The 22,489-nt window shown below is 71.7% G+C and carries 2 protein-coding genes; both read right to left on the bottom strand.

Annotated elements, in window-relative coordinates; translation table 11 throughout:
* Positions 1-7 precede the first annotated feature (7 nt).
* Positions 8-16,921 (bottom strand): SDR family NAD(P)-dependent oxidoreductase, encoded by a 16,914-nt coding sequence (locus tag AC3EUV_RS21650; RefSeq protein ID WP_435603638.1) that lies wholly within the window; start codon positions 16,919-16,921, stop codon positions 8-10.
* 7 nt (positions 16,922-16,928) lie between these two features.
* On the bottom strand, positions 16,929-22,454 hold the full coding sequence (locus tag AC3EUV_RS21645) for a type I polyketide synthase (protein WP_435603637.1): 5,526 nt from the start codon (positions 22,452-22,454) through the stop codon (positions 16,929-16,931).
* Positions 22,455-22,489: the final 35 nt, after the last annotated feature.

Genomic DNA, 22,489 nt, shown 5'->3' with positions numbered 1-22,489 from the left:
TGCCATATCAGGAACTCCCGAACTCTCGCTCAATGAAGTCGAAGACCTCGTCGTCGCTCGCCGCGTCCAGCGTCGCGGCGACCGTCCCCGCCCCGTCGTCCTCCTGCGCCCCGCCCAGCTCCGACAGCAGGCTCTGGAGCCGGACGGCGAGCCGGTCCCGGGCGACCTCGTCCGTGGCGATCTCGGGCAGCGAGAGTTCCAGCCGGTCGAGCCCGGCGAAGACGGAGAGGAGGGCGGACTGTTCGTCCCGTTCGCCGAGCAGCTCCGCACGGAGCTTCTCGGCGAGGACTTCCGAGGTCGGATAGTCGAAGACCAGGGTGGCCGGCAGCCGCAGTCCGGTGACCGCGGTCAGGGTGTTGCGCAGCTCCACAGCGGTCAGCGAGTCAAAACCGAGCTCACTGAACGGCCGCCCGCCGGGAACCTCTTCCGGCCCGGAGTAGCCCAGGACCGCGGCCACCTGCGTACGCACCACGGTGAGCAGCAGCTGCTGCCGCTCCGGATCGCTGAGCCCGGCGAGGCGCCCGCGCAGGTCCTCGGCCATGGCCTTCCCGCCGGCGGCGGAGCGGCGCACGCGCGCCCGGACCAGGTCCCGCATGACCGGTGGCAGCATCCCGTCGGCCGCACGGGCGTGCAGCGCGGCGGTGTTCAGCCGTACCGGAATCAGCAGGCTCTCCGCCGAGACGGTCCCGGCGTCGAACAGGGCCAGCCCCTCCGCGGAGGTCAGCGCGTCGATGCCGCCACTGCTCATCCGCCGCAGGTCGGCCTGGTCGAGCCCGCCGGTCATCTCACTGGTGTCGGCCCAGCGTCCCCATGCGAGCGAGACCGCCGGGAGGCCCAGCGAACGGCGATAGCCGGCGAGGGCGTCCAGGAAGCTGTTGGCCGCCGCATAGTTGGCCTGCCCCGGGGAACCGAGCACCCCGGCCGCCGAGGAGAACAGCACGAACGCGGAGAGCTCACGGCCCTTGGTGAGTTCATGCAGATTCACCGCGGCGTCCACCTTCGGCGCCAGCACCGCATCGAGCCGCTCCGGAGTGAGCGAACCGAACACCCCGTCGTCCAGGACGCCTGCCGTGTGCACCACTCCGGTGAGCGGGGCATCGGCGGGCAGCCCGTCCAGGACCCGGGCCAGGGCGTCCCGGTCCGCCGCATCACAGGCGACGATCTCCGCGCTCGCACCGAGCCCGGCGAGTTCCGCACACAGCTCCGCGGCGCCCTCGGCCGCCGGTCCCTGACGGCTCATCAACAGCAGGTGCCGCACCCCGTGTTCGGTGACCAGATGCCGCGCCACCAGGGCACCCAGGGCTCCGGTGCCCCCGGTGATCAGCACGGTGCCCTCGGTATTCCACCTCGGCGCACTCCCCTGTCCGGGCGCGGCGCACCGGGCCAGCCTGGGCACGAGAACACTCCCGCCGCGCAGGGCCAGCTGCGGTTCACCGCCGGCCACGGCGGCGCGCAGGGCAAGCCCGGCGTCCTCATTACCGAGGGCATCGGCATCGACATCGGAATCGGAATCACCGAGGGCATCGGCATCGATCAGCACGATCCGGTCCGGGTGCTCCGACTGCGCGGACCGGACGAGCCCCCAGATGGCCGCTGCCGCCGGGGAGACCGTCTCACCGTCCAGCAGCACCGCACCACGGGTCAGAATCGCCAACCGCGCGTCCTGATACCGCTCCTCGGCGAGCCAGCTCTGAAGCCGCTCCAGCACCAGGCGCGCGAGGACATGGGCACCATCGGCCAGGCCCTCCCCCGCGGTGTCCGGCACGGACCACAGCACCACGTCCGGGACCTCGTCCAGCTCAGCGAGCGCGGGCCAGTCGAGCGCGGGCGCGTCGAGAACGGCCTTCAGACCGATCCCGTTCTCGTCCAGCACGGCCCAGTTCCCGGCGGACACCGTCGTGGCGTCCGGGAGGGTCAGCGCAGTCCAGCGCAGCTGGAGCATCGACTCCCCGCGCCCGCCGGCCAGTTGCTCGGTACGCACCGGCCGGACGGTCAGCGTGTCGATGCCGGCCACGAGCGCACCGGTCTCGTCGAAGACCTTCACCCGCACACCGTCGCCGTCCCGGGTCAGCGTGGTACGCAGCGAGCCGGCGCCCACCGCATGCAGCCGGATCCCGCGCCAGGCGAACGGCAGCCCCGCTGCGGCGCCGTCGAGCAGTCCGACGGTCTGGAGCGCGGCATCGAGCAGGGCCGGATGCAGGGCGAACTTCGCCGCATCGGCGGTCGTTTCCTCGGGCAGTGTGACCTCGGCGTGCACCTCGTCCCCGCGCCGCCAGGCGGCCTGGACACCTTGGAACATGGGGCCGTAGCCGAAGCCGGCGGCAGCCAGCTCGTCATAGAAACCGTCCACGGAGACGGACTCGGCCCCGGCCGGCGGCCAGACCTCCGCACCCTCGCCGACCGGCACGGTGCTCCCGGCGGCCAGCACACCGACGGCGTGCCGGGTCCAGCTCTCCTCCGTGTCCTCCTCCAACCGGGAGTACACGGTCAGTGGCCGGCGGCCGTCCTCATCGGGCTCGGCGACGACGACGCGCAGCTGCACGCCGCCCCGCTCCGGCAGAACCAGCGGCTCCTGAAGGGTCAGTTCCTCGATGAGGTCGCAACCGAGCCGGTCGCCGGCCTGGAGGGCCAGTTCGACCAGAGCGGTTCCCGGCAGCAGCACGGTGTCCATGACGGCGTGGTCGGCCAGCCACGGATGCGTGGCCAGGGACAGCCGCCCGCTCAGGACGACGGCATCCGGCAGCGTCACGGTGGCGCCGAGCAGCGGGTGCTCGGCATTGCCCAGCCCGGCGGCCGTCATATCGCCGGCTCCGGTGGTCCCCTCCAGCCAGTAGCGCCGACGCTGGAAGGCGTAGGTCGGCAGCTCCACGGTGCGGGCGCCCGGGAACAGCGACGTCCATTCCACCGGAACGCCCCGGGCGTAGGCCACGCCGAGAGCATGCAGCAGGGCGACGGGTTCGGGGCGGTCCTTGCGGAGGCTCGGCTGGAGGGTGGTGGGGGCGGTGGTTGCGGCGGTCTGGGGTAGGCAGTCCTGCCCCATGGCGGAGAGGACGCCGTCCGGGCCGAGTTCGAGGTAGGTGGTGATGCCTTGGGCGTGGGCGGCCTGGATGCCGTCGTGGAAACGGACGGCTTCGCGGACGTGGCGGACCCAGTACTCGGGGTTGCGGAGTTCGGCGGGGTCGGCGAGGCGGCCGGTCACGTTCGAGACGATCGGCAACTGTGCGTCTGAGTAGGTGAGTTGGTTTAGAACCGTGCAGAATTCCGCCAGCATCGGGTCCATCAGCGGCGAGTGGAAGGCGTGGCTCACGCGCAGCCGCTTGACCTTGCGGCCCTCGGCCTCCAGGGCGGTGATGACCTGGTTCATCTCGGTCACGGCGCCGGAGAGCACGACGGACTCGGGGCCGTTGACCGCGGCGATACCGACCTGCGCACGACCTTCCAGCAGCGGCGCGACCTCATCCTCCGAGGCCCGCACCGAGACCATGACGCCGCCGGTGGGCAGGGCCTGCATCAGGCGCCCACGGGCCGCGACCAGCTTCGCTGCGTCCGCCAGCGACCAGACACCCGCCAGATGGGCGGCAGTGACCTCTCCAATGGAATGCCCCAGCAGCACAGCCGGTGTCACGCCAAGGGATTCGACAAGACGGAAGAGCGCGACTTCGAGGGCGAACAGCGCCGCCTGCGCGTACTGCGTCTGATCGAGCAGGTCTTCTTCGCCCCAGACCACTTCACGCAGGGGCCGCGGCAGCAGACCGTCCAGCTCCCCGCACACCTCGTCCCAGGCCCGCGCAAACACCGGGAAGGTGTCGTACAGCTCACGGCCCATTCCCAGTCGCTGCGCGCCCTGACCGGTGAACAGCACACCGAGTCGTGGGTCGCCGATGACATCGGCGTCCGGGGTGACGTTCCGGAGGGCGGTAAGGAGTTCCGTGCGGTCGGTGCCCAGGACCACCGCGCGGTGGTCCAGTGGGGTACGGGTGGTGACCAGCGAGAACCCGATGTCGGCCGGGCTCAGCTCCGGCTGTGCTGCCACGAAGGACGCCAGCCGTCCGGCCTGTGCGGCGAGGGACTCCGCGGAGCGGGCCGAGAGCACCCAGGGCACGACGCCGGTGTCGGAGCCGGTGTCCAAGCCAGCGTCGGAGCCGGTGTCCGAGCCGGAGCCGTTCGCGGTGGGCTCCTCGGCTGCCGTTCCGGGCGCCTCTTCCAGCACGACATGCGCATTGGTGCCGCTGATCCCGAAGGAGGACACGCCTGCCCGGCGCGGCCGCCCGGTGGCCGGCCAGTCGCGCGCCTCGGTGAGCAGTTCGACCGCTCCGGCCGTCCAGTCGACGTGCGAGGAGGGTTCATCGACATGCAGGGTCCGCGGAAGGACACCGCGTCGCATGGCCAGGACCATCTTCATCACACCGGCGACGCCCGCGGCGGCCTGGGTGTGCCCGATGTTCGACTTGACCGTACCCAGCCACAGCGGCTGTTCGCGGTCCTGGCCGTAGGTCGCCAGCAGCGCCTGGGCCTCGATCGGGTCGCCCAGCGTCGTACCGGTGCCGTGCGCCTCCACCGCGTCCACATCCGACGCGTCGAGTCCGGCATTGGCGAGCGCCTGACGGATCACCCGCTGCTGCGACGGGCCGTTCGGCGCCGTCAGACCATTGGACGCACCGTCCTGGTTCACCGCCGAACCCCGCACCACCGCAAGCACCGGATGACCGTTACGCACCGCGTCGGACAGCCGCTCCACCAGGAGCATTCCGCCGCCCTCGGCGAGGGTGGTGCCGTCCGCGCCCGAGGCGAAGGCCTTGACCCGGCCGTCGATCGCGAGGTTCCGCTGCCGCGAGAAGTCGACAAAGGTGCCCGGGGTCGACATCACCGAGGCGCCACCCGCCAGCGCGAGCTCGCACTCCCCCGCCCGCAGCGCCTGCATCGCCTGATGCAGCGCCACCAGCGAAGAGGAGCAGGCCGTGTCCACCGTGACCGCGGCCCCTTCAAAGCCGAAGGTGTATGCCACCCGGCCGGAGGCGACACTGCCGGACGTCCCCGTACCGAGGTGTCCTTCGACCTCCTCCGGTATGGAGTCGGTCTGCAAGCCGTAGTCGTGGTACATGATGCCGGCGAAGACACTGGTCCGGCTGCCGTGCAGGGAGGCCGGGGCGATCCCGGCCCGCTCGACGGCCTCCCAGGACATCTCCAGCAGGAGCCGCTGCTGCGGGTCCATGGCCAGTGCCTCGCGCGGGGAGATCCCGAAGAACGCCGGATCGAACTCGCCCGCGTCGTAGAGGAATCCGCCCTCGCGGGTGTACGTCTTGCCGGGCAGGCCGGGCTCGGGGTCATGGAGCCGGTCGAGGTCCCAGCCACGGTCGGCGGGGAACTCACCGATGGCGTCGGTACCGGCCGCCAGCAGCTGCCAGAGCTCCTCGGGCGAGGTGACACCACCGGGGTAACGGCAGGCCATACCGACGATCGCGATGGCCTCCTCGTCCGGGGCGGCGGCCCGTGTGGTGGGCACGACCGCCGCTTCCTCCTCCAGCAGTTCGCGACGCAGACAGTCGGTGAGTGCGAGGGGTGTCGGGTAGTCGAACACCAGGGTTGCGGGCAGCCGCAGCCCGGTGGCCCCGGTCAGCCGGTTCCGCAGCTCCACGGCGGTCAGCGAATCAAAACCGAGATCCTTGAACACCTGGTCCGTACGCACCGCGCCGGAGTCCTCGTAGCCCAGTACGGCCGCGACCTGAGCGGTCACCAGGTCGAGCAGCAGCGCCGCACCGTCCTCGGCCGGCAGCCCGGCCAGCCGCTCCCGCAGCGACGCGGCCTCACCGGCCGCTGCGGTGGCGCGCCGCACCGGCACCCGTACGACGTTCCGCAGCACCGCCGGCACCGCGCCGGAAGCGGCCAGACCCCGCAGGTCGAGCCGGATCGGCACGAGCAGCCCGGAGCCGGGCGCGGCACAGGCGAGGTCGAACAGGGCCACACCCTCGGCCTGGTCGAGCGCGAGCGCACCACCGCGAGCCATCCGCCGGACATCGGCGGAGCCGACCTCGCGAGTCATGGCACTGCGCTCCGCCCAGAACCCCCAGGCCAGGGAGGTACCCGGCAGGCCACTGAGACGACGGTGCTGAGCGAGGGCGTCAAGGAACGTATTCGCCGCGGCGTAGTTGCCCTGTCCGGCGCTGCCGAGCACACCGGCGGCCGAGGAGAACAGCACGAACGCGGACAGGTTCAGGTCCTGGGTCAGTTCGTGGAGGTTCCAGGCCGCGTCCACCTTGGGCCGAAGCACAGTGTCGAGACGCTCTGGGGTCAGCGAGCCGATGATGCCGTCGTCCAGGACACCGGCGGTGTGCACTACGCCCTTCAGCGGGGCGTCCGCAGGGATACCTGCCAGCACGGCGGCCAGCGCGTCCCGGTCAGCCGCGTCACACGCCACGACCTCAACCCGGGCACCCAGCTCAGTCAGCTCCGACTGCAACTCCCGGGCGCCGTCAGCGTCCAGGCCACGACGGCTCGTCAACACCAAGCTTCGGGCGCCGTGTTCAGACACCAGGTGCCGGGCGAACAGTGCACCCAGTGTGCCCGTGCCACCCGTGATCAGCACCGTGCCCTCGGTGTCCCACACCGGCGCACTATCCGCATCGGACGGTACGGACCTCGCCAGCCGCGGCACGGAAGCCACACCGTCCCGGATCGCCACCTGCGGCTCACCTGAAGCAACCGCCGCAGCGATGGCATCCACCGAGGACTGCTGCTCATCAAGGTCCAGCAGCACAAACTGATCCGGGTTCTCACTCTGCGCGGAACGCAACAGACCCCACACCGCGCCACCTACGGCATCCAGCGGTTCTCCCGCCACCGATACGGCACCACGGGTCGCCACCACCAGCTTCGAACGCGTGCAACGCTCATCAGCCAGCCACGACTGCACACTCTCCAGCACCCGGCCCACCGTGGCCCGGACCGCCGCCGGCACCTCCAACGCACCATCTGCGCCAGGCACCGCCAGCACGACATGCTCCGGCACCTCCACCGGCTCAGACCGAAGAGGCAACTCCGACCACTCCACGGTGAACAGGGCATCGGTGCTGTTGCCTTCGTTGAGCTGACTGGCGGTCACCGGCCTGGTCACCAGGGAGTCGACGGAGGCGACCACGGTTCCTGTGCCATCGGCGACCAGGACCGAGAATCCACCGCCGGCCGGGCTCAGTTTTACCCGCAGTGCGGCTGCTCCTACGGCGTTCAGGCGGACCGTGTTCCAGGCGAAGGGCAGCTGGGCGTGGCCCCCGGCCTCGGTGGCCGGGTGCAGACCGATCGCATGCAGCGCGGAGTCGAGCAGGGCCGGATGCAGCCCGAACTTGGCCGCGTCGGCAGCCATGTCCTCCGGCAGGGCGACCTCGGCGAAGATCTCCTCACCACGCCGCCAGGCTGCGCCCAGGCCCTGGAACACCGGGCCGTACGTCATGCCCACCGCGGCGAACTCGTCGTACACGCCGGTCACGGAGACCGGCTCAGCGCCGAGGGGAGGCCAGCTCTCCTCGCCGAAGTCCACCGGCTCGGCACCACCCAGCGCGAGCAGGCCGGTGGCGTGCCGGGTCCACTGCTGGTCTGCCGGAGCCTCCTCGGCACGGGAGTACACGGCGAGTTCACGGCGCCCGTCCGCATCGGACTCGGCGACGGTGACACGGAGTTGCAGACCTCCGGTCGCCGGAATGATCAGCGGGGCCTCAAGGGTGAGTTCCTCCAGCAGATCGCAGCCGACCTGGTCACCGGCCCGGATGGCGAGTTCCACCAGTCCGGTCCCGGGGAGCAGCACGGTGTCCATGACGGAGTGATCGGCCAGCCAGGGGTGGGTGGCCAGCGACAGGCGGCCGCTGAAGAGGAAGCCATCGCAGTCCGGCAGCGCCAGGGCGGCGCCGAGCAGCGGATGATCGGCCGCATCGAGTCCGAGTCCCGAGGCGTCCCCGCCGAAGAACACACCGGAGGGCCAGTAGCGCTTGTGCTGGAAGGCGTAAGTGGGCAGGTCGACCCGCCGCCGGCCGGCCGGGAGCAGGGTGCTCCAGTCCACCGGCACGCCGTGCGCCCAGAGCTGTCCGAGCGATTGCGCGAAGCGCGGCCAGCCACCTTCGTCGCGGCGCAGGGTCCCGGTCACTACGACGGGGCTGCCCGCTTCCTGCGCCGTGTCCTCGATGCCCGGAGTCAGTACGGGGTGCGCGCTGGACTCGACGAAAACGCCGTGCCCGTCGGCCAGCAGAGCCTGGACGGCCTCCTCGAACCGCACCGGATTGCGCAGGTTCTCGAACCAGTAGGCGGCGTCCAGTTCCTCGCCCGAGACGACTGACGCGTTCACCGCGGAGTAGAACGGGATGCGGCCTTCCTCGGGTGCCACCTCGGCCAGAACCGTCGCGAGCTCCTCGCGCAGCTCCTCGACCTGGGGGCCGTGCGAGGCGTAGTCCACCGGGATCTGCCGGGCCCGTACGTCCTGCTCGGCGCACTCCGCCAACAGCTCCTGCAAGGCTTCAGGCTCACCGGAAACCACGGTCGACGTCGGCCCGTTGATGGCCGCGACGGACACCCGCTCGCCCCACTTGGCGATGCGCTCCTGCACGGACTCGCGGGAGCCGGCGACCGAGACCATGCCGCCACGCCCGGCCAGCACACGCCCGATGGCCTGACTGCGCAACGCCACCACCCGGGCACCATCACGCAACGACAGAATGCCCGCGACACAGGCCGCCGCAATCTCACCCTGAGAGTGACCCACCACAGCCGACGGCACCACGCCACAGTCCTCCCAGACCGCAGCAAGCGACACCATCACCGCCCACAGCACCGGCTGCACCACATCAACCCGCGCCAACAGGTCCTCGTCGGAAAGAACCTCATCCAACTTCCAGGACACAAACTCCGACAGCGCCGCACCACACTCAGCCATCCGCCCCGCGAACACCGGGGAAGCGGCCATCAGTTCATCCGCCATCCCCAGCCACTGCGACCCCTGACCAGGGAAGACGAGCGCCACACGACTACCGGCTCCGGTACCGGTCGCCCCCCGCACCACACCCGCAGGATCCACCCCCGCAGCCAACCCACGAAGGCCGGAAAGCGCCTCCGCACCATCAGCGGCGAGCACCACCGCCCGGTACTCCAACCCCGCCCGCGTACTCAGCAGCGAGAACCCCACATCAACGGGATCCAGCCCCGGACGGTCCGCCACAAACGACGCCAACCGCCCTGCCTGAGCCAACAACGCCTGCTCCGAACGCGCCGACAACACCCACGGCACCACCCCAGCAGGCACGCCCTCAGCCGGTTCCACGGCCGAAGGCACCTCGTCGGGTGCCTGCTCCAGCACCACATGCGCATTCGTCCCGCTGATACCGAACGACGACACACCCGCCCGACGCAGCTGACCACTCTCCGGCCAATCCCGGGCCTCCGTCAGCAACTCCACCGCACCCGCGGACCAATCCACATGCGACGACGGCTCATCGACGTGCAGCGTCTTGGGCAGCACACCGTGCCGCAGCGCCATCACCATCTTGATGACACCGGCCGCGCCGGCCGCCGACTGGGTGTGTCCGATGTTCGACTTCACCGAACCCAGCCACAGCGGCCGGTCCTCCGGACGCCCCTGCCCATACGTCGCCAGCAGCGCCTGCGCCTCGATCGGGTCACCCAGCGTCGTACCGGTGCCGTGCGCCTCCACCGCGTCCACATCCGACGCGTCGAGCCCGGCATTGGCGAGCGCCTGACGGATCACCCGCTGCTGCGAGGGGCCGTTGGGGGCGGTCAGACCGTTGGACGCACCGTCCTGGTTCACCGCCGAACCCCGCACCACCGCAAGCACCGGATGACCGTTACGCCGGGCGTCCGACAGCCGCTCGACGAGCACCATGCCGGCGCCTTCGCCCCAGCCCGTGCCGTCTGCCGCGTCGGCGAAGGGCTTGCAGCGGCCGTCCGCGGCGAGGCCGCGCTGGCGGGAGAACTCGATGAATACGTCCGGGGTGGCCAGCACGGTGACCCCGCCGGCCAGTGCGAGTGAGCATTCGCCGGAGCGCAGTGCCTGGATCGCCAGGTGCAGGGCCACCAGGGAGGACGAGCAGGCGGTGTCCACGGTCAGTGCCGGGCCTTCGAGGCCGAAGGAGTACGAGATGCGGCCGGAGACCACGCTGCCCGCGGTGCCGGTGCTGGCGTATCCCTCGGTCTGGTCGAACACCGGGGCCAGCTGGGTGGAGTAGTCGTCGGAGGTCGCGCCGGCGAATACTCCGGTTTTGGTGCCGCGGACCGAGTGGGGGTCGATTCCGGCGCCCTCGAAGGCCTCCCAGGAGGTTTCCAGCAGCAGGCGCTGCTGGGGGTCCATGGCCAGGGCCTCGCGCGGGGAGATCCCGAAGAAGGCGGGGTCGAAGCCGGTGGCGTCGGCGAGGAAGCCGCCCGCGCGGGCGTAGGAGGTGCCGCGGTGGTCGGGGTCGGGGTGGTACAGCTCGTCGAGGTTCCAGCCGCGGTCCGTGGGGAAGCCGGACAGCGCGTCGGTGCCGTCGGCGAGCAGCCGCCAGAGGTCCTCGGGTGACTCCACTCCACCGGGGTAGCGGCAGGCCATGCCGACGATGGCGATCGGCTCGTCGTCGTCGGCGGCGGCGGAGGACCGCACGGGCGCGGGGGTGTCGGTCTGCCGGCCAAGGAGTTCGCCGCGGAGGTGGTTCACCAGGGCGAGCGAGTTCGGGTAGTCGAAGACGAGGGTGGCGGGCAGTCGCAGTGCGGTGCCGCCGTTGATCCGGTTTCGCAGCTCCACCGCGGTCAGCGAGTCGAAGCCGAGCTCGGAGAAGGCGCGCTCGGCCTCCACCGCCTCGGGGCCCGGGTAGCCGAGCACCGCGGCCACCTGTGTACGTACCAGGTCCAGCAGGGCCCGGTCCTGTTCGGCGGTGGACAGCGCGGCGAGCCGCTGGACGAGGGTGTTGCCGGCGTCCGGCGCGGTGAGCGCGGCGGCGCGCCGGGACGGGGCGCGTACCAGACCGCTGAGCACGGGCGGCAGTTCGGCCGCGGCGGCGCCCTTCAGTTCCAGCTTGGCGGGCGTGACCACCGCTCGGGCGACGGTGGCGGCCGCGTCGTACAGCGCGACGCCCTCCTCCGAGGTCATCGGCAGGACGCCACCGGAGGCGGCGCGCCGCACATCGTGCTCGGCCAGCTTCCCGGTCATGGCGCTGGCCTCGGCCCACAGGCCCCACGGCAGGGAGAGCGCGGGCAGGCCGAGCGCGCGGCGGTGTGCGGCCAGGGCGTCCAGGAAGGTGTTCGCGGCGGCGTAGTTGCCCTGGCCCGGGCCGCCGAACACGCCGGACACCGAGGAGAACAGTACGAAGGCGGAGAGGTCGAGGTCCTTGGTGAGTTCGTGGAGGTGCCAGGCGCCGTCCGCCTTCGGCCGCAGTACGTGGTCGAGCCGTTCGGGGGTGAGCGAGTCGATCACGCCGTCGGAGAGCACCCCGGCGGTGTGCACCACACCGGTCAGCGGGGTCTCCGCGGGGATGCCGGCGAGCAGCGCGGCCACCGCGGCCCGGTCGGCGATGTCGCAGGAGGCCAGGGTGATCTCGGCGCCGAGTGCGGTGAGTTCGGCGCGCAGGTCGGCCGCGCCGGGGGCGTCGGCGCCGCGCCGGCTGACCAGCAGGAGGTGGCGCACCTGGTGTTCGGCCACCAGGTGCCGGGCGATGACGGCGGCGAGGGTGCCGCTGGCTCCGGTGATCAGTACCGTGCCGTCCGGGTGCGGCGCCGGCGGGATGGTGAGGACCACCTTGCCGACCTGGCGGGCCTGGCTGATGTACCGGAAGGCGTCCGCGGCGCGGCGCACGTCCCAGGTGGTGAGCGGCAGCGGGCGCAGTACGCCGCGGTCGAACAGGGCGAGGATGTCGGTGAACATCTCGCGGGTGCGTTCCGGCCCGGCCTCGGGGAGGTCGAAGGCGCGGTAGCGGACGCCGGGGTAGGCGGTGGCGGTCGCGTCCGCGTCGCGGATATCGGCCTTGCCCATCTCGATGAACCGGCCGCCCGAGGGCAGCAGCCGCAGGGAGGCGTCCACGAACTCGCCGGCCAGGGAGTCGAGTACGACGTCCATGCCGCGGCCGCCGGTGGCGGCCAGGAACTGGTTCTCGAAGTCCAGGGTCCGGGAGGAGGCGATGTGGTCGTCGTCCAGGCCGAGGTCCCGCAGGGCGTCCCACTTCGCGGGGCCGGCGGTGCCGTAGACCTCGGCGCCGAGGTGGGTGGCCAGCTGTACCGCGGCCATGCCCACGCCGCCGGCGGCGGAGTTCACCAGCACGGTGTCGCCCGGCTGCACTCCGGCCAGATCGACCAGGGCGTAGTAGGCGGTGAGGAAGACGATCGGGGTGGCCGCGGCCTCGGCGAAGGACCAGCCCTCGGGGATGCGGACGATGGCCCGGTGGTCGGCGACGGCGAGGGGGCCGAAGGCTTCGGTGAACGTACCCATCACCCGGTCGCCGGGGGCGAGGCCGGTCACGCCGGAGCCGACCTCGACGATCACGCCGGCGCCTTCCAGGCCCATCGCTCCGGCGTCGCCGGGGTACATGTCCAGGGCGCTGAGCACGTCCCGGAAGTTGAGGCCGGCGGCGCGTACCTCGATCCGGACGTGGTGCCCGGCCAGTGGCCCGCAGGCGCGGTCGCTGTCCACCAGCGCGAGGGCGTCCAGGTTGCCCTTGGCGGTGCTGGTGAGCTGCCAGGCCCGGCCGTCCGGCGGGGTCAGCGGGGCGGCGGAGGCGGCCTTCATCAGACGGGTGGCGTGCAGGGTGCCGCCGCGCAGCGCGAGCTGTGGTTCGCCGGAGGCGAGGGCGGCGGGCAGCGCGTGGCAGGACGCGTCCTGGTCGTCGAGGTCGATGAGGAGAAAGCGGTCCGGGTGCTCGGTCTGCGCGGAGCGGACCAGTCCCCATACCGGGGCGGGTGCGAGGTCCGGGCTGCGCTCGTCGGTGACGGAGACCGCGCCCCGGGTGAGGATGACCAGCCGGGACGTGGCGAACCGCTCCTCGGCCAGCCAGCCGCGCAGGGCGGCCAGCGTCCGGGTGGTGGTCTCCCGTACCCGGTCCGGCAGTTCGCCGGGGGCGGCCTCCGGCAGGGCCCAGAGCACGGCGTCCGGCACGGCGTCCCGCGTGGCGAGGGCCGCGAAGTCCTCGGCCGTCACCACTTCGGTGCCGGCGGCGCGCAGTGTTCGGGCCACGGTGTCGGCGCCGCTGCCGACGGCGGCCCAGGTGACCGGGGCGGGCTCGCCGGCTTCGGGCAGCGTGATCCAGTCGAGGTGGAAGAGCGAGGACCAGTGGTCGCGGGCGGCGGACTTGAGGGTGCCGGAGACGGGCCGGATCGCCAGGGAGTCGATGGTGGCCACGGGCGTGCCGGTGTCGTCGGTGACGAGGACCGCGACCCCGCCGTCCGGGGACGGGGAGAGTCTGGCCCGCAGGGTGGCCGCGCCGACGGCGTGCAGCCGGACGCCGGTCCAGGAGAACGGCAGGCCGGGCCCGCCGTTGGTGAGGGACGCGCCGAGGCTCACGGTCTGTACGGCCGCGTCGAGCAGGGCCGGATGCAGTCCGAACCGGCCCGCCTGTTCCGCCGCTTCCGCGGGTAGCGCGACCTCGGCGAACACCTCGTCGCCGCGCCGCCACGCGGCCCGCACGCCCTGGAACACCGGTCCGTACGCGAATCCGGCGGCGGTCAGCTCCTCGTAGAAGCCGTCTACGGCGACGGGCTCGGCCTCGGCGGGCGGCCATGCCCCCGCGAGTCCGTCGGGCGTGCCGGTGCCGGCCGCCGCGGCGAGGAAGCCGGTGGCGTGCTGGGTCCAGGGCTCATCGGCGTCGGCGTCTTCGGGGCGGGAGAACACCGAGATCTCCCGGCGGCCGTCCGCGGCGGGCTCGCCGACGGTGACGCGGGTCTGCACCGCACCCTGGCCGGGGAGGGTGAGGGGCGTCTGGAGGGTGAGTTCCTCCAGGAGGTCGCAGCCGACCTGGTCCCCGGCGCGGATGGCGAGTTCGACCAGTGCGGTGCCCGGTACCAGCACGGTGCCGGAGACCGCGTGGTCGGCGAGCCAGGGGTGGGTGGCCAGCGACAGCCGGCCGGTGAAGAGGAAGCCGTCGGAGTCGGGCAGCGCCACGGCCGCGCCGAGGAGCGGGTGTCCGGCCGGGCCGAGGCCGGCGGCCGTGACATCCCCGGCGCCGGCGGAGCCTTCGAGCCAGTACCGCCGGCGCTGGAAGGCGTAGGTGGGCAGGGCGGTGCGCCGGCCGCCCCGGAGGTGGGGGGTCCAGTCGACGGTGGCGCCGCGTACGTGGGCACCGGCGAGGGTGTCGCGCAGCGCCTCGGGTTCGGGGCGGTCCGCGCGCAGGCTCGGCCGGAACGCGACGGTCTCCGGCAGACAGTCCTGGCCCATGGCGGAGAGCACCCCGCCGGGGCCGAGTTCGACGAAGAGGTCCACGCCTTCGCGGTGCGCGGCCCGGATGCCGTCGTGGAAACGCACGGCCTCCCGGACGTGGCGGACCCAGTACGCCGGATCGCGCAGTTCCTCGGGCTCGGCCAGGCGTCCGGTCACGTTGGACACCACCGCGAGCTGCGGTTCCTGGTAGGTGAGTTGCTCCGTGACGGCGCGGAACTCGGCGAGCATCGGCTCCATGAGCGGCGAGTGGAAGGCATGGCTCACCCGTAGCCGCTTGACCTTACGGCCCTCGGCCTCCAGGGCGGCGACGACCTGCTCCACCGCGTCCTCGGCACCCGAGAGCACGACGGACTCGGGGCCGTTGACGGCGGCGATCCCGACCTGCTCGCGGCCCTCCAGCAGCGGCAGGACCTCGTCCTCCGAGGCCCGCACCGACACCATCACCCCGCCGGCCGGCAGCGCCTGCATCAGCCGCCCACGGGCCGCGACCAGCTGCGCCGCGTCCGCCGTCGACCACACGCCCGCCAGGTAGGCGGCGGTGACCTCACCGATGGAGTGGCCCAGCAGCACGTCCGGGGTCAGGCCCCAGGACCGCATGAGCCGGTGGAGCGCGACCTCGACGGTGAACAGCGCGGCCTGGGCGTACTGGGTCTGGTGGAGAAGTTGCTGGTCCTCGCCCCAGACGACCTCCCGCAGCGGCCGGGGCAGCCGTGGGTCGAGCTCCGCGCACACCTCGTCCCACGCCTGCGCGAAGACGGGATAGGTCTCGTACAGCTCACGGCCCATACCGAGCCGCTGCGCTCCCTGGCCGGTGAACAGCACACCGACCCGGCCGTCGCCCGCGACCCCGCACAGCGCACCGGCGGCATCGACCCCGCGCTCGGCCAACTCCTCGACACGGGCGAGGAGTTCGGCACGCCCGGTCCCGAAGACGACCGCGCGGTGCTCCAGCGCGGCGCGGCTCGTCGCCAGGGAGAAGCCGATGTCGGCCGGGTCCAGATCCGGCCGGTCGGCCACGAAGGACATCAGTTCACGGGCCTGGGCGGCGAGGGCCTGCCGGGAACGGGCGGACAGCACCCACGGCAGCACCGCGGGAGCCGCCGGAGCGGCGGGCGCCGCCGGGGCTTCTTCCGGGGCCGGTTCGCGTTCCGGGGCCTGTTCGAGGATGACATGGGCGTTGGTGCCGCTGATCCCGAAGGACGACACCCCGGACCTGCGGGGCCGGCCGGTCTCCGGCCAGTCGCGGGCCTCGGTGAGCAGCCGCACCGCGCCGGCCGACCAGTCGACGTGCGGGGTGGGCTCGTCGACGTACAGGGTCTTGGGCAGCACACCGTGCCGCAGGGCCATCACCATCTTGATGACCCCGGCAGCTCCGGCGGCGGCCTGGGTGTGTCCGATGTTGGACTTCACCGAGCCGAGCCAGAGCGGCCGGTCGGCGGGGCGGTCCTGCCCGTAGGTCGCCAGCAGCGCCTGGGCCTCGATGGGGTCGCCGAGGGTCGTACCGGTGCCGTGTGCCTCCACCGCGTCGACCTGATCGGCCGACAGCCGGCTGCTGGCCAGGGCCTGCCGGATCACCCGCTGCTGCGAGGGGCCGTTGGGGGCGGTCAGACCGTTGGACGCGCCGTCCTGGTTCACCGCCGAACCCCGCACCACCGCGAGGATCGGGTGGCCGTTGCGCTGGGCGTCCGACAGCCGCTCGACCAGCAGCAGCCCGGCGCCCTCACCCCAGCCCGTACCGTCCGCGGCGCCCGCGAACGCCTTGCACCGGCCGTCCACGGCGAGACCACGCTGCCGGGAGAACTCCACGAACAGATCGGGGGTGGACATCACCGAGACGCCGCCGGCCACGGCCAGCGAGCACTCCCCCGCACGCAGCGCCTGCATCGCCCAGTGCAGCGCCACCAGCGAGGAGGAACAGGCGGTGTCCACGGTGATCGCGGGACCTTCGAGGCCGAAGGTGTAGGCGATACGGCCGGACAGCACACTCGCCGAGGCACCGGTGACGCCGTAGCCCTCGGCCACCTCGGGCGCCACCCGCAGCTGCGAGGCGTAATCCTGGTAGTTCACCCCGACGAAGACACCGGTCCGGCTGCCGCGCAGCGAGAGCCCGTCGATGCCGGCCCGCTCGAAGGTCTCCCAGGAGGCTTCGAGCAGCAGCCGCTGCTGCGGGTCCATCGCGGTCGCCTCACGCGGCGAGATCCCGAAGAACCCGGCATCGAACTCGCCGACGCCGTCCAGGAAGCCGCCTTCCCGGACGTAGGAGGTCCCACGGTGGTCGGGGTCCGGGTGGTAGAGACTCGCCACATCCCAGCCGCGGTCGGCCGGGAATTCGGTCATGGCGTCGGTACCGGAGGCCAGGATCCGCCACAGCTCTTCGGGAGAGTTCGCGCCGGGGAACCGGCACGCCATCGCGACGATCGCGATCGGCTCCCGCATCGCGCCCGCGAGCTTGCGGTTCTGTTCACGCAGCCGTTCGGTCTCCTTGAGCGATGCTCGCAGAGCCTCAGCGACGCGGTCTTTCTGCACGGCCATCGTGAACTCACAGTCCTCGCGTCATGTCGTCTTCGGCGCCGGAACCGTCGAGCGCGAGCTGGATCATGGCTTCCATGTCCATCGTGTCGAGCGATTCGCGGTCGTCGTCTTCGGTGGTCTCGGACGCTTCCTCGGTGATCCCGGCCAGTTCCAGCAGGGAGCTCATCAGCCCGGCCTCGGCAAGACGGTTCAGCGGAATCGAGGTCAGCATCCGGCGGATGGTCTCCTCGTCGTCGGCGGCACCGGAGCCGGCGTCCCCGTAGGGCGCGAAGTGCGTGCCGAGGTATTCGGCGAGCACCCGCGAGTTGGGGTAGTCGAAGATCGTGGTGGCCGGGAGTTTCAGCCCGGTGTCCCGGTTGAGCCGGTTCCGCAGCTCCACAGCGGTCAGCGAATCGAACCCGAGGTCCTTGAACGCCTTGCCCGCTTCCACCGCGTCGGCGTCGGCGTAGCCCAGCACGGCGACCACATGGCCACGCACCAGGTTCAGCAGCAGACGCGACCGCTGCGCAGGGGAGGCGGTCCGCAGCCGCTCCGGCAGTCCGTCCGCGCCGCCCTGGCCGGCCGCGGCACTGCGCCGGGTCCCGCGGACCAGGTTGCGCAGCAGCGGCGGGACCTCGTCGGTACGCAGGCCCGCGCCGAGCGCCGTGAGATCGAGCCGGACCGGCACGGTGAGCGCCCGTCCCCCCGCGACCGAGGCGTCGAACAGCGCCAGCGCCTCCGCCGAGGACATCGGGCGCAGACCGTCCCGGGCCTTACGCTGCCGGTCGGCCTCGCTGAGCGTGCCGGTCAGCCCGCTGCTCTCCTCCCACAGCCCCCACGCCAGGGACTCGGCAGGCAGCGCCTGGGCGCGACGGTATGCGGCGAGCGCGTCCAGGAACGCATTGGCGGTGGCGTAGTTGCCCTGGCCCGGTGCGCCGAACACACCGGCGGCCGAGGAGAACAAGACGAAGGCGGAGAGGTCGAGGTCCTTGGTGAGCTCGTGCAGATTCCAGGCGGCGTCCACCTTCGGCCGCAGTACCGCGTCGATCCGCTCCCGGGTCAGGGACCCGAGGACGCCGTCGTCCAGCACGCCCGCGGTGTGCACGACACCGCTCAGCGGGGCCTCCGCCGGGATACCGGCGAGCAGTCCGGCCAGCGCGTCCCGGTCGGCGGTGTCACAGCCGGCGATGGTCACCCGGGCGCCCAGAGCAGTGAGCTCCTCCCGCAGTGCGGCAGCGCCCTCGGCATCCGGGCCGCGGCGGCTGGTCAGCAGCAGATTCCGCACCTGGTGCTCGGTGACCAGATGCCGGGCGACCAGCGTGCCCAGGGTTCCGGTACCACCGGTGATCAGCACGGTGCCCTCCGGCTTCCACACCGGGCCGCCGTCCTTCGTCTCGGACGGCTCCAGCGTGGTGAGCCGCGGCACAGCCAACTCGCCCTCACGAATGGCCACTTGCGGCTCACCCAGGGCCACGGCCGCCGCCAGCGCACCACGCGACGCCAGCCGGTCATCGCTGTCGACCAGCACGAAATGATCCGGGTTCTCCGACTGCGCCGAACGCACCAACCCCCATACCGGTGCCGTCACCAGATCTACTTCCTCCCCCGTCACAGACACCGCGCTCCGGGTCAGAATCACCAACCGCGACCCGGCGAACCGTTCTTCAGCCAACCAGGCCCGCAGCGTCTCCAACACCCCATATGCGACCTCCCGAACCCCACCGGAAACCCCGACAACCCCTGAGTCCGGTACCGGGAGAACCACTACTTCAGGGGTCGGATCGAGCACCTTCAAGGCTTCCAGGTCCATGACGGTGCCACCCGACGCGGCACCAACCCCTAGGCCGTCGCCCCCGAGCACCACCAGGGAACTCCCCTCGGGGTCCACCGGCGCCGCGGTCGGGGCCACCCAGTCCAGCCCGTACAGCGACTCGCGGCGGCCGGCCACCTCGGCGATCCGCTCCACCGGCATGTCATCCCAGGTCACCGACGCAATGGAGGCGACGGGAGCGCCCTCGACATCCGCGATCCGTACGGCGTACCCGTCCCCGGCCGGGGTCAGCGCCACCCGCAGTGCGGTCGCCCCTACAGCATGCAGGCTCACCCCCGTCCAGGAGAGCGGCAGTTGCGCCCCGTCCGGTCCGGCACAGTGCAGCGCCGCATCGAGCAGTGCCGGATGCAACCCGAAGCCGCTCGGATCGCCCGCGTCCCCCTCGGGCAGGGCCACCTCGGCGAACAGCTCGGCACCGCGCCGCCAGACCGCCCGCAGCCCTTGGAACAACGGGCCGTAACCCAGCCCCAGTTCGGCCCGTTCGCGGTAGAAGTCCGCCGGATCGACGGGCTCGGCGTCCGTGGGAGGCCAGGTCCGTGCGTCAAAGCCGGCCGGCTCGGCGCTTCGGGTGAGGACACCGCTCGCGTGCCGGATCCACGCCTGCTCGTCCGGGACGTCCTCGGACCGCGAGTAGACACTGACCTCCCGGCCGCCGTCCGCGTCGGGCTCCGCGACCAGCACCCGCAGCAGCACGGCAGCACGGTCCGGGAGCACCAGCGGCGTGTGCACCGTGAGTTCACGGACGAGGTCGCAGCCGACCTGGTCCCCGGCCCGGATGGCAAGGTCAACGAACGCCGTCTCGGGCACCACTGCGGTGTTGAGAACGATCCGCTCGGCCAGCCAGGGGTGAGTGGCCAGCGACAGCCGCCCGGTGAGCACCTGGGTACCGGGCATCGAGACGGCCGCACCGAGCAGGGGGTGATCGGCACCGGCCAGTCCGGCGGCGGTGACATCGCCGACGGTGCCGGTGTCGTCCAGCCAGTAGCGCTGACGCTGGAAGGCGTAGGTGGGCAGGTCGGTCCGCCGGCCGGTGGGGAGCAGGGTGCTCCAGTCCATCGGGACGCCGTGCGCCCAGAGTTGGGCGAGGGAGTGCGCGAAGCGCGGCCAGCCGCCCTCGTCGCGGCGGAGGGTGCCAGTCACTACGACGGGGCTGCCGGACTCCTGTGCCGTGTCCTCGATTCCGGGAGTGAGGACGGGGTGCGCGCTGGACTCGACGAAGACGCCGTGGCCGTCGGCCAGCAGGGCCTGGACGGCTTCCTCGAACCGCACCGGATTGCGGAGGTTCTCGAACCAGTAGGAGGCGTCCAGCTCCTCGCCCGATATCAGCGAGGCCTTCACCGCGGAGTAGAAGGGGATACGGCCTTCCTCGGGTGCCACCTCAGCCAGGACCGTGGCGAGTTCCTCGCGCAGCTCCTCCACCTGGGGGCCGTGCGAGGCGTAGTCCACCGGGATCTGCCGGGCCCGTACGTCTTGCTCGGCACACTCCGTCAGCAGTGCCTGCAAGGCTTCGGGTTCGCCGGAGACTACGGTCGAGGTCGGCCCGTTGATGGCGGCCACGGATACCCGCTCGCCCCACTTGCCGATGCGCTCCTGCACGGACTCGCGGGAGCCGGCGATGGAGACCATGCCGCCACGCCCGGCCAGCACACACCCGATGGCCTGACTGCGCAACGCCACCACCCGGGCACCATCACGCAACGACAGAATGCCCGCGACACAGGCCGCCGCAATCTCACCCTGAGAGTGACCCACCACAGCCGACGGCACCACGCCACAGTCCTCCCAGACCGCAGCCAACGACACCATCACCGCCCACAGCACCGGCTGCACCACATCAACCCGCGCCAACATGTCCTCGTCGGAAAGAACCTCATCCAACTTCCAGGACACAAACTCCGACAGCGCGGCACCACACTCAGCCATTCGCCCCGCGAACACCGGGGAGACGGCCAGCAGTTCATCCGCCATACCGTGCCACTGCGACCCCTGACCAGGGAAGACGAGCGCCACACGACTACCGGCTCCGCTACCGGTCGAACCCCGCACCACACCCGCAGGATCCACCCCCGCAGCCAACCCACGAAGGCCCGAGAGCGCCTCCTCACCATCAGCGGCGAGCACCACCGCCCGGTACTCCAACCCCGCCCGCGTACTCAGCAGCGAGAACCCCACATCAGCCGGATCCAGCTCCGGACGGTCCGCCACAAACGACGCCAACCGCCCCGCCTGAGCCGACAACGCCTGCTCCGAACGCGCCGACAACACCCACGGAACCACCCCAGAAGGCACACCCCCAACAGGCTCGCCCTCAGCCGATTCCTCAGCCTCCGGCTCAACCACAGGTGCCTGCTCCAGCACCACATGCGCGTTCGTCCCACTGATGCCGAAGGACGACACACCCGCCCGCCGCAGCTGCCCACTCTCCGGCCACTCCCGGGCCTCCGTCAGCAACTCCACCGCACCCGCGGACCAGTCCACGTGCGACGACGGCTCATCGACGTGCAGGGTCTTCGGCAGCACACCGTGCCGCATGGCCAGCACCATCTTCATCACCCCGGCCACCCCGGCCGCGGCCTGGGTATGTCCGAGGTTGGACTTCACCGAACCCAGCCACAGCGGCCGGTCCTCCGGACGCCCCTGCCCATACGTCGCCAGCAGTGCCTGCGCCTCGATCGGGTCGCCGAGGGCGGTGCCGGTGCCGTGGGCCTCCACCGCGTCGACCTGGTCGGCGGAGAGCCGGGCGTTCGCCAGGGCCTGCTCCACGACGCGCTGCTGTGAGGGGCCGTTGGGGGCGGTCAGACCGTTGGAAGCACCGTCCTGGTTCACCGCCGTACCCCGCACCACCGCAAGGATCGGGTGGCCGTTGCGCTCGGCGTCCGACAGCCGCTCCACCAGGAGCATTCCGGCGCCCTCGGCGAGGGTGGTGCCGTCCGCGCCCGAGGCGAAGGCCTTGCAGCGCCCGTTGCGGGCCAGGTTCTGCTGGCGGGAGAAGTCGATGAACGTGTCGGGGGTGGACATCACGGTCACCCCGCCGGCCAGGGCCAGCGAGCACTCCCCGGTACGCAGCGCCTGTACCGCCAGATGCAGCGTCACAAGAGAAGAGGAGCAGGCGGTGTCCACGGTCACCGCCGGGCCCTCCAGGCCGAAGGAGTACGAGATCCGGCCGGACAGCACGCTGCCGATGCTCCCGGTGCCGAGGAATCCCGCGGCTTCGGGGGCGACCTGGTTCAGCCGTGACGCGTACTCGTGATACATCAGCCCGGCGAACACCCCGGTGGAACTGCCGCGCAGAGCCATCGGGTCGATTCCCGCATGCTCGAACGCCTCCCAGGACGCCTCCAGCAGCAGCCGCTGCTGGGGGTCCATGGCGGAGGCCTCATGCGGGGAAATGCCGAACATATCGGGGTCGAATTCGAGGGCGTCGTGCAGGAATCCGCCCTCGCGGACATAAGAGGTGTAGGGGCGCCCGGAATCCGGGTCGTGCAGGGATTCCAGGTCCCATCCCCGGTCGTCCGGGAAGGTGGTGACGGCGTCCCGGCCGTCGGCCACCAGCTGCCAGAGTTCCTCGGGTGAACTCACTCCTCCCGGGTACCGGCAGGCCATGCCGATAATGGCGATCGGCTCGTGCTGCTTCTCCTCGACCTCGCGCAACCTCTGGCGCGTGCGGCGGAGATCAGCCGTTGCTCGCTTGAGATAATCCCGGAGTTTGGCTTCATTCTCCATCCGGTACCTTCCCCCAAAACACTGTCAGGCGCTTG

This window comes from Streptomyces sp. bgisy130, assembly GCF_057708345.1.
Note: the sequence above shows the minus strand (reverse complement) of the source record. Positions and strands in the feature narration are given on the sequence as shown.

Coding starts and splice junctions, on each gene's coding strand:
- AC3EUV_RS21650 (WP_435603638.1), bottom strand. CDS start 16,921: ATGGCCGTGCAGAAAGACCGCGTCGCTGAGGCTCTGCGAGCATCGCTC.
- AC3EUV_RS21645 (WP_435603637.1), bottom strand. CDS start 22,454: ATGGAGAATGAAGCCAAACTCCGGGATTATCTCAAGCGAGCAACGGCT.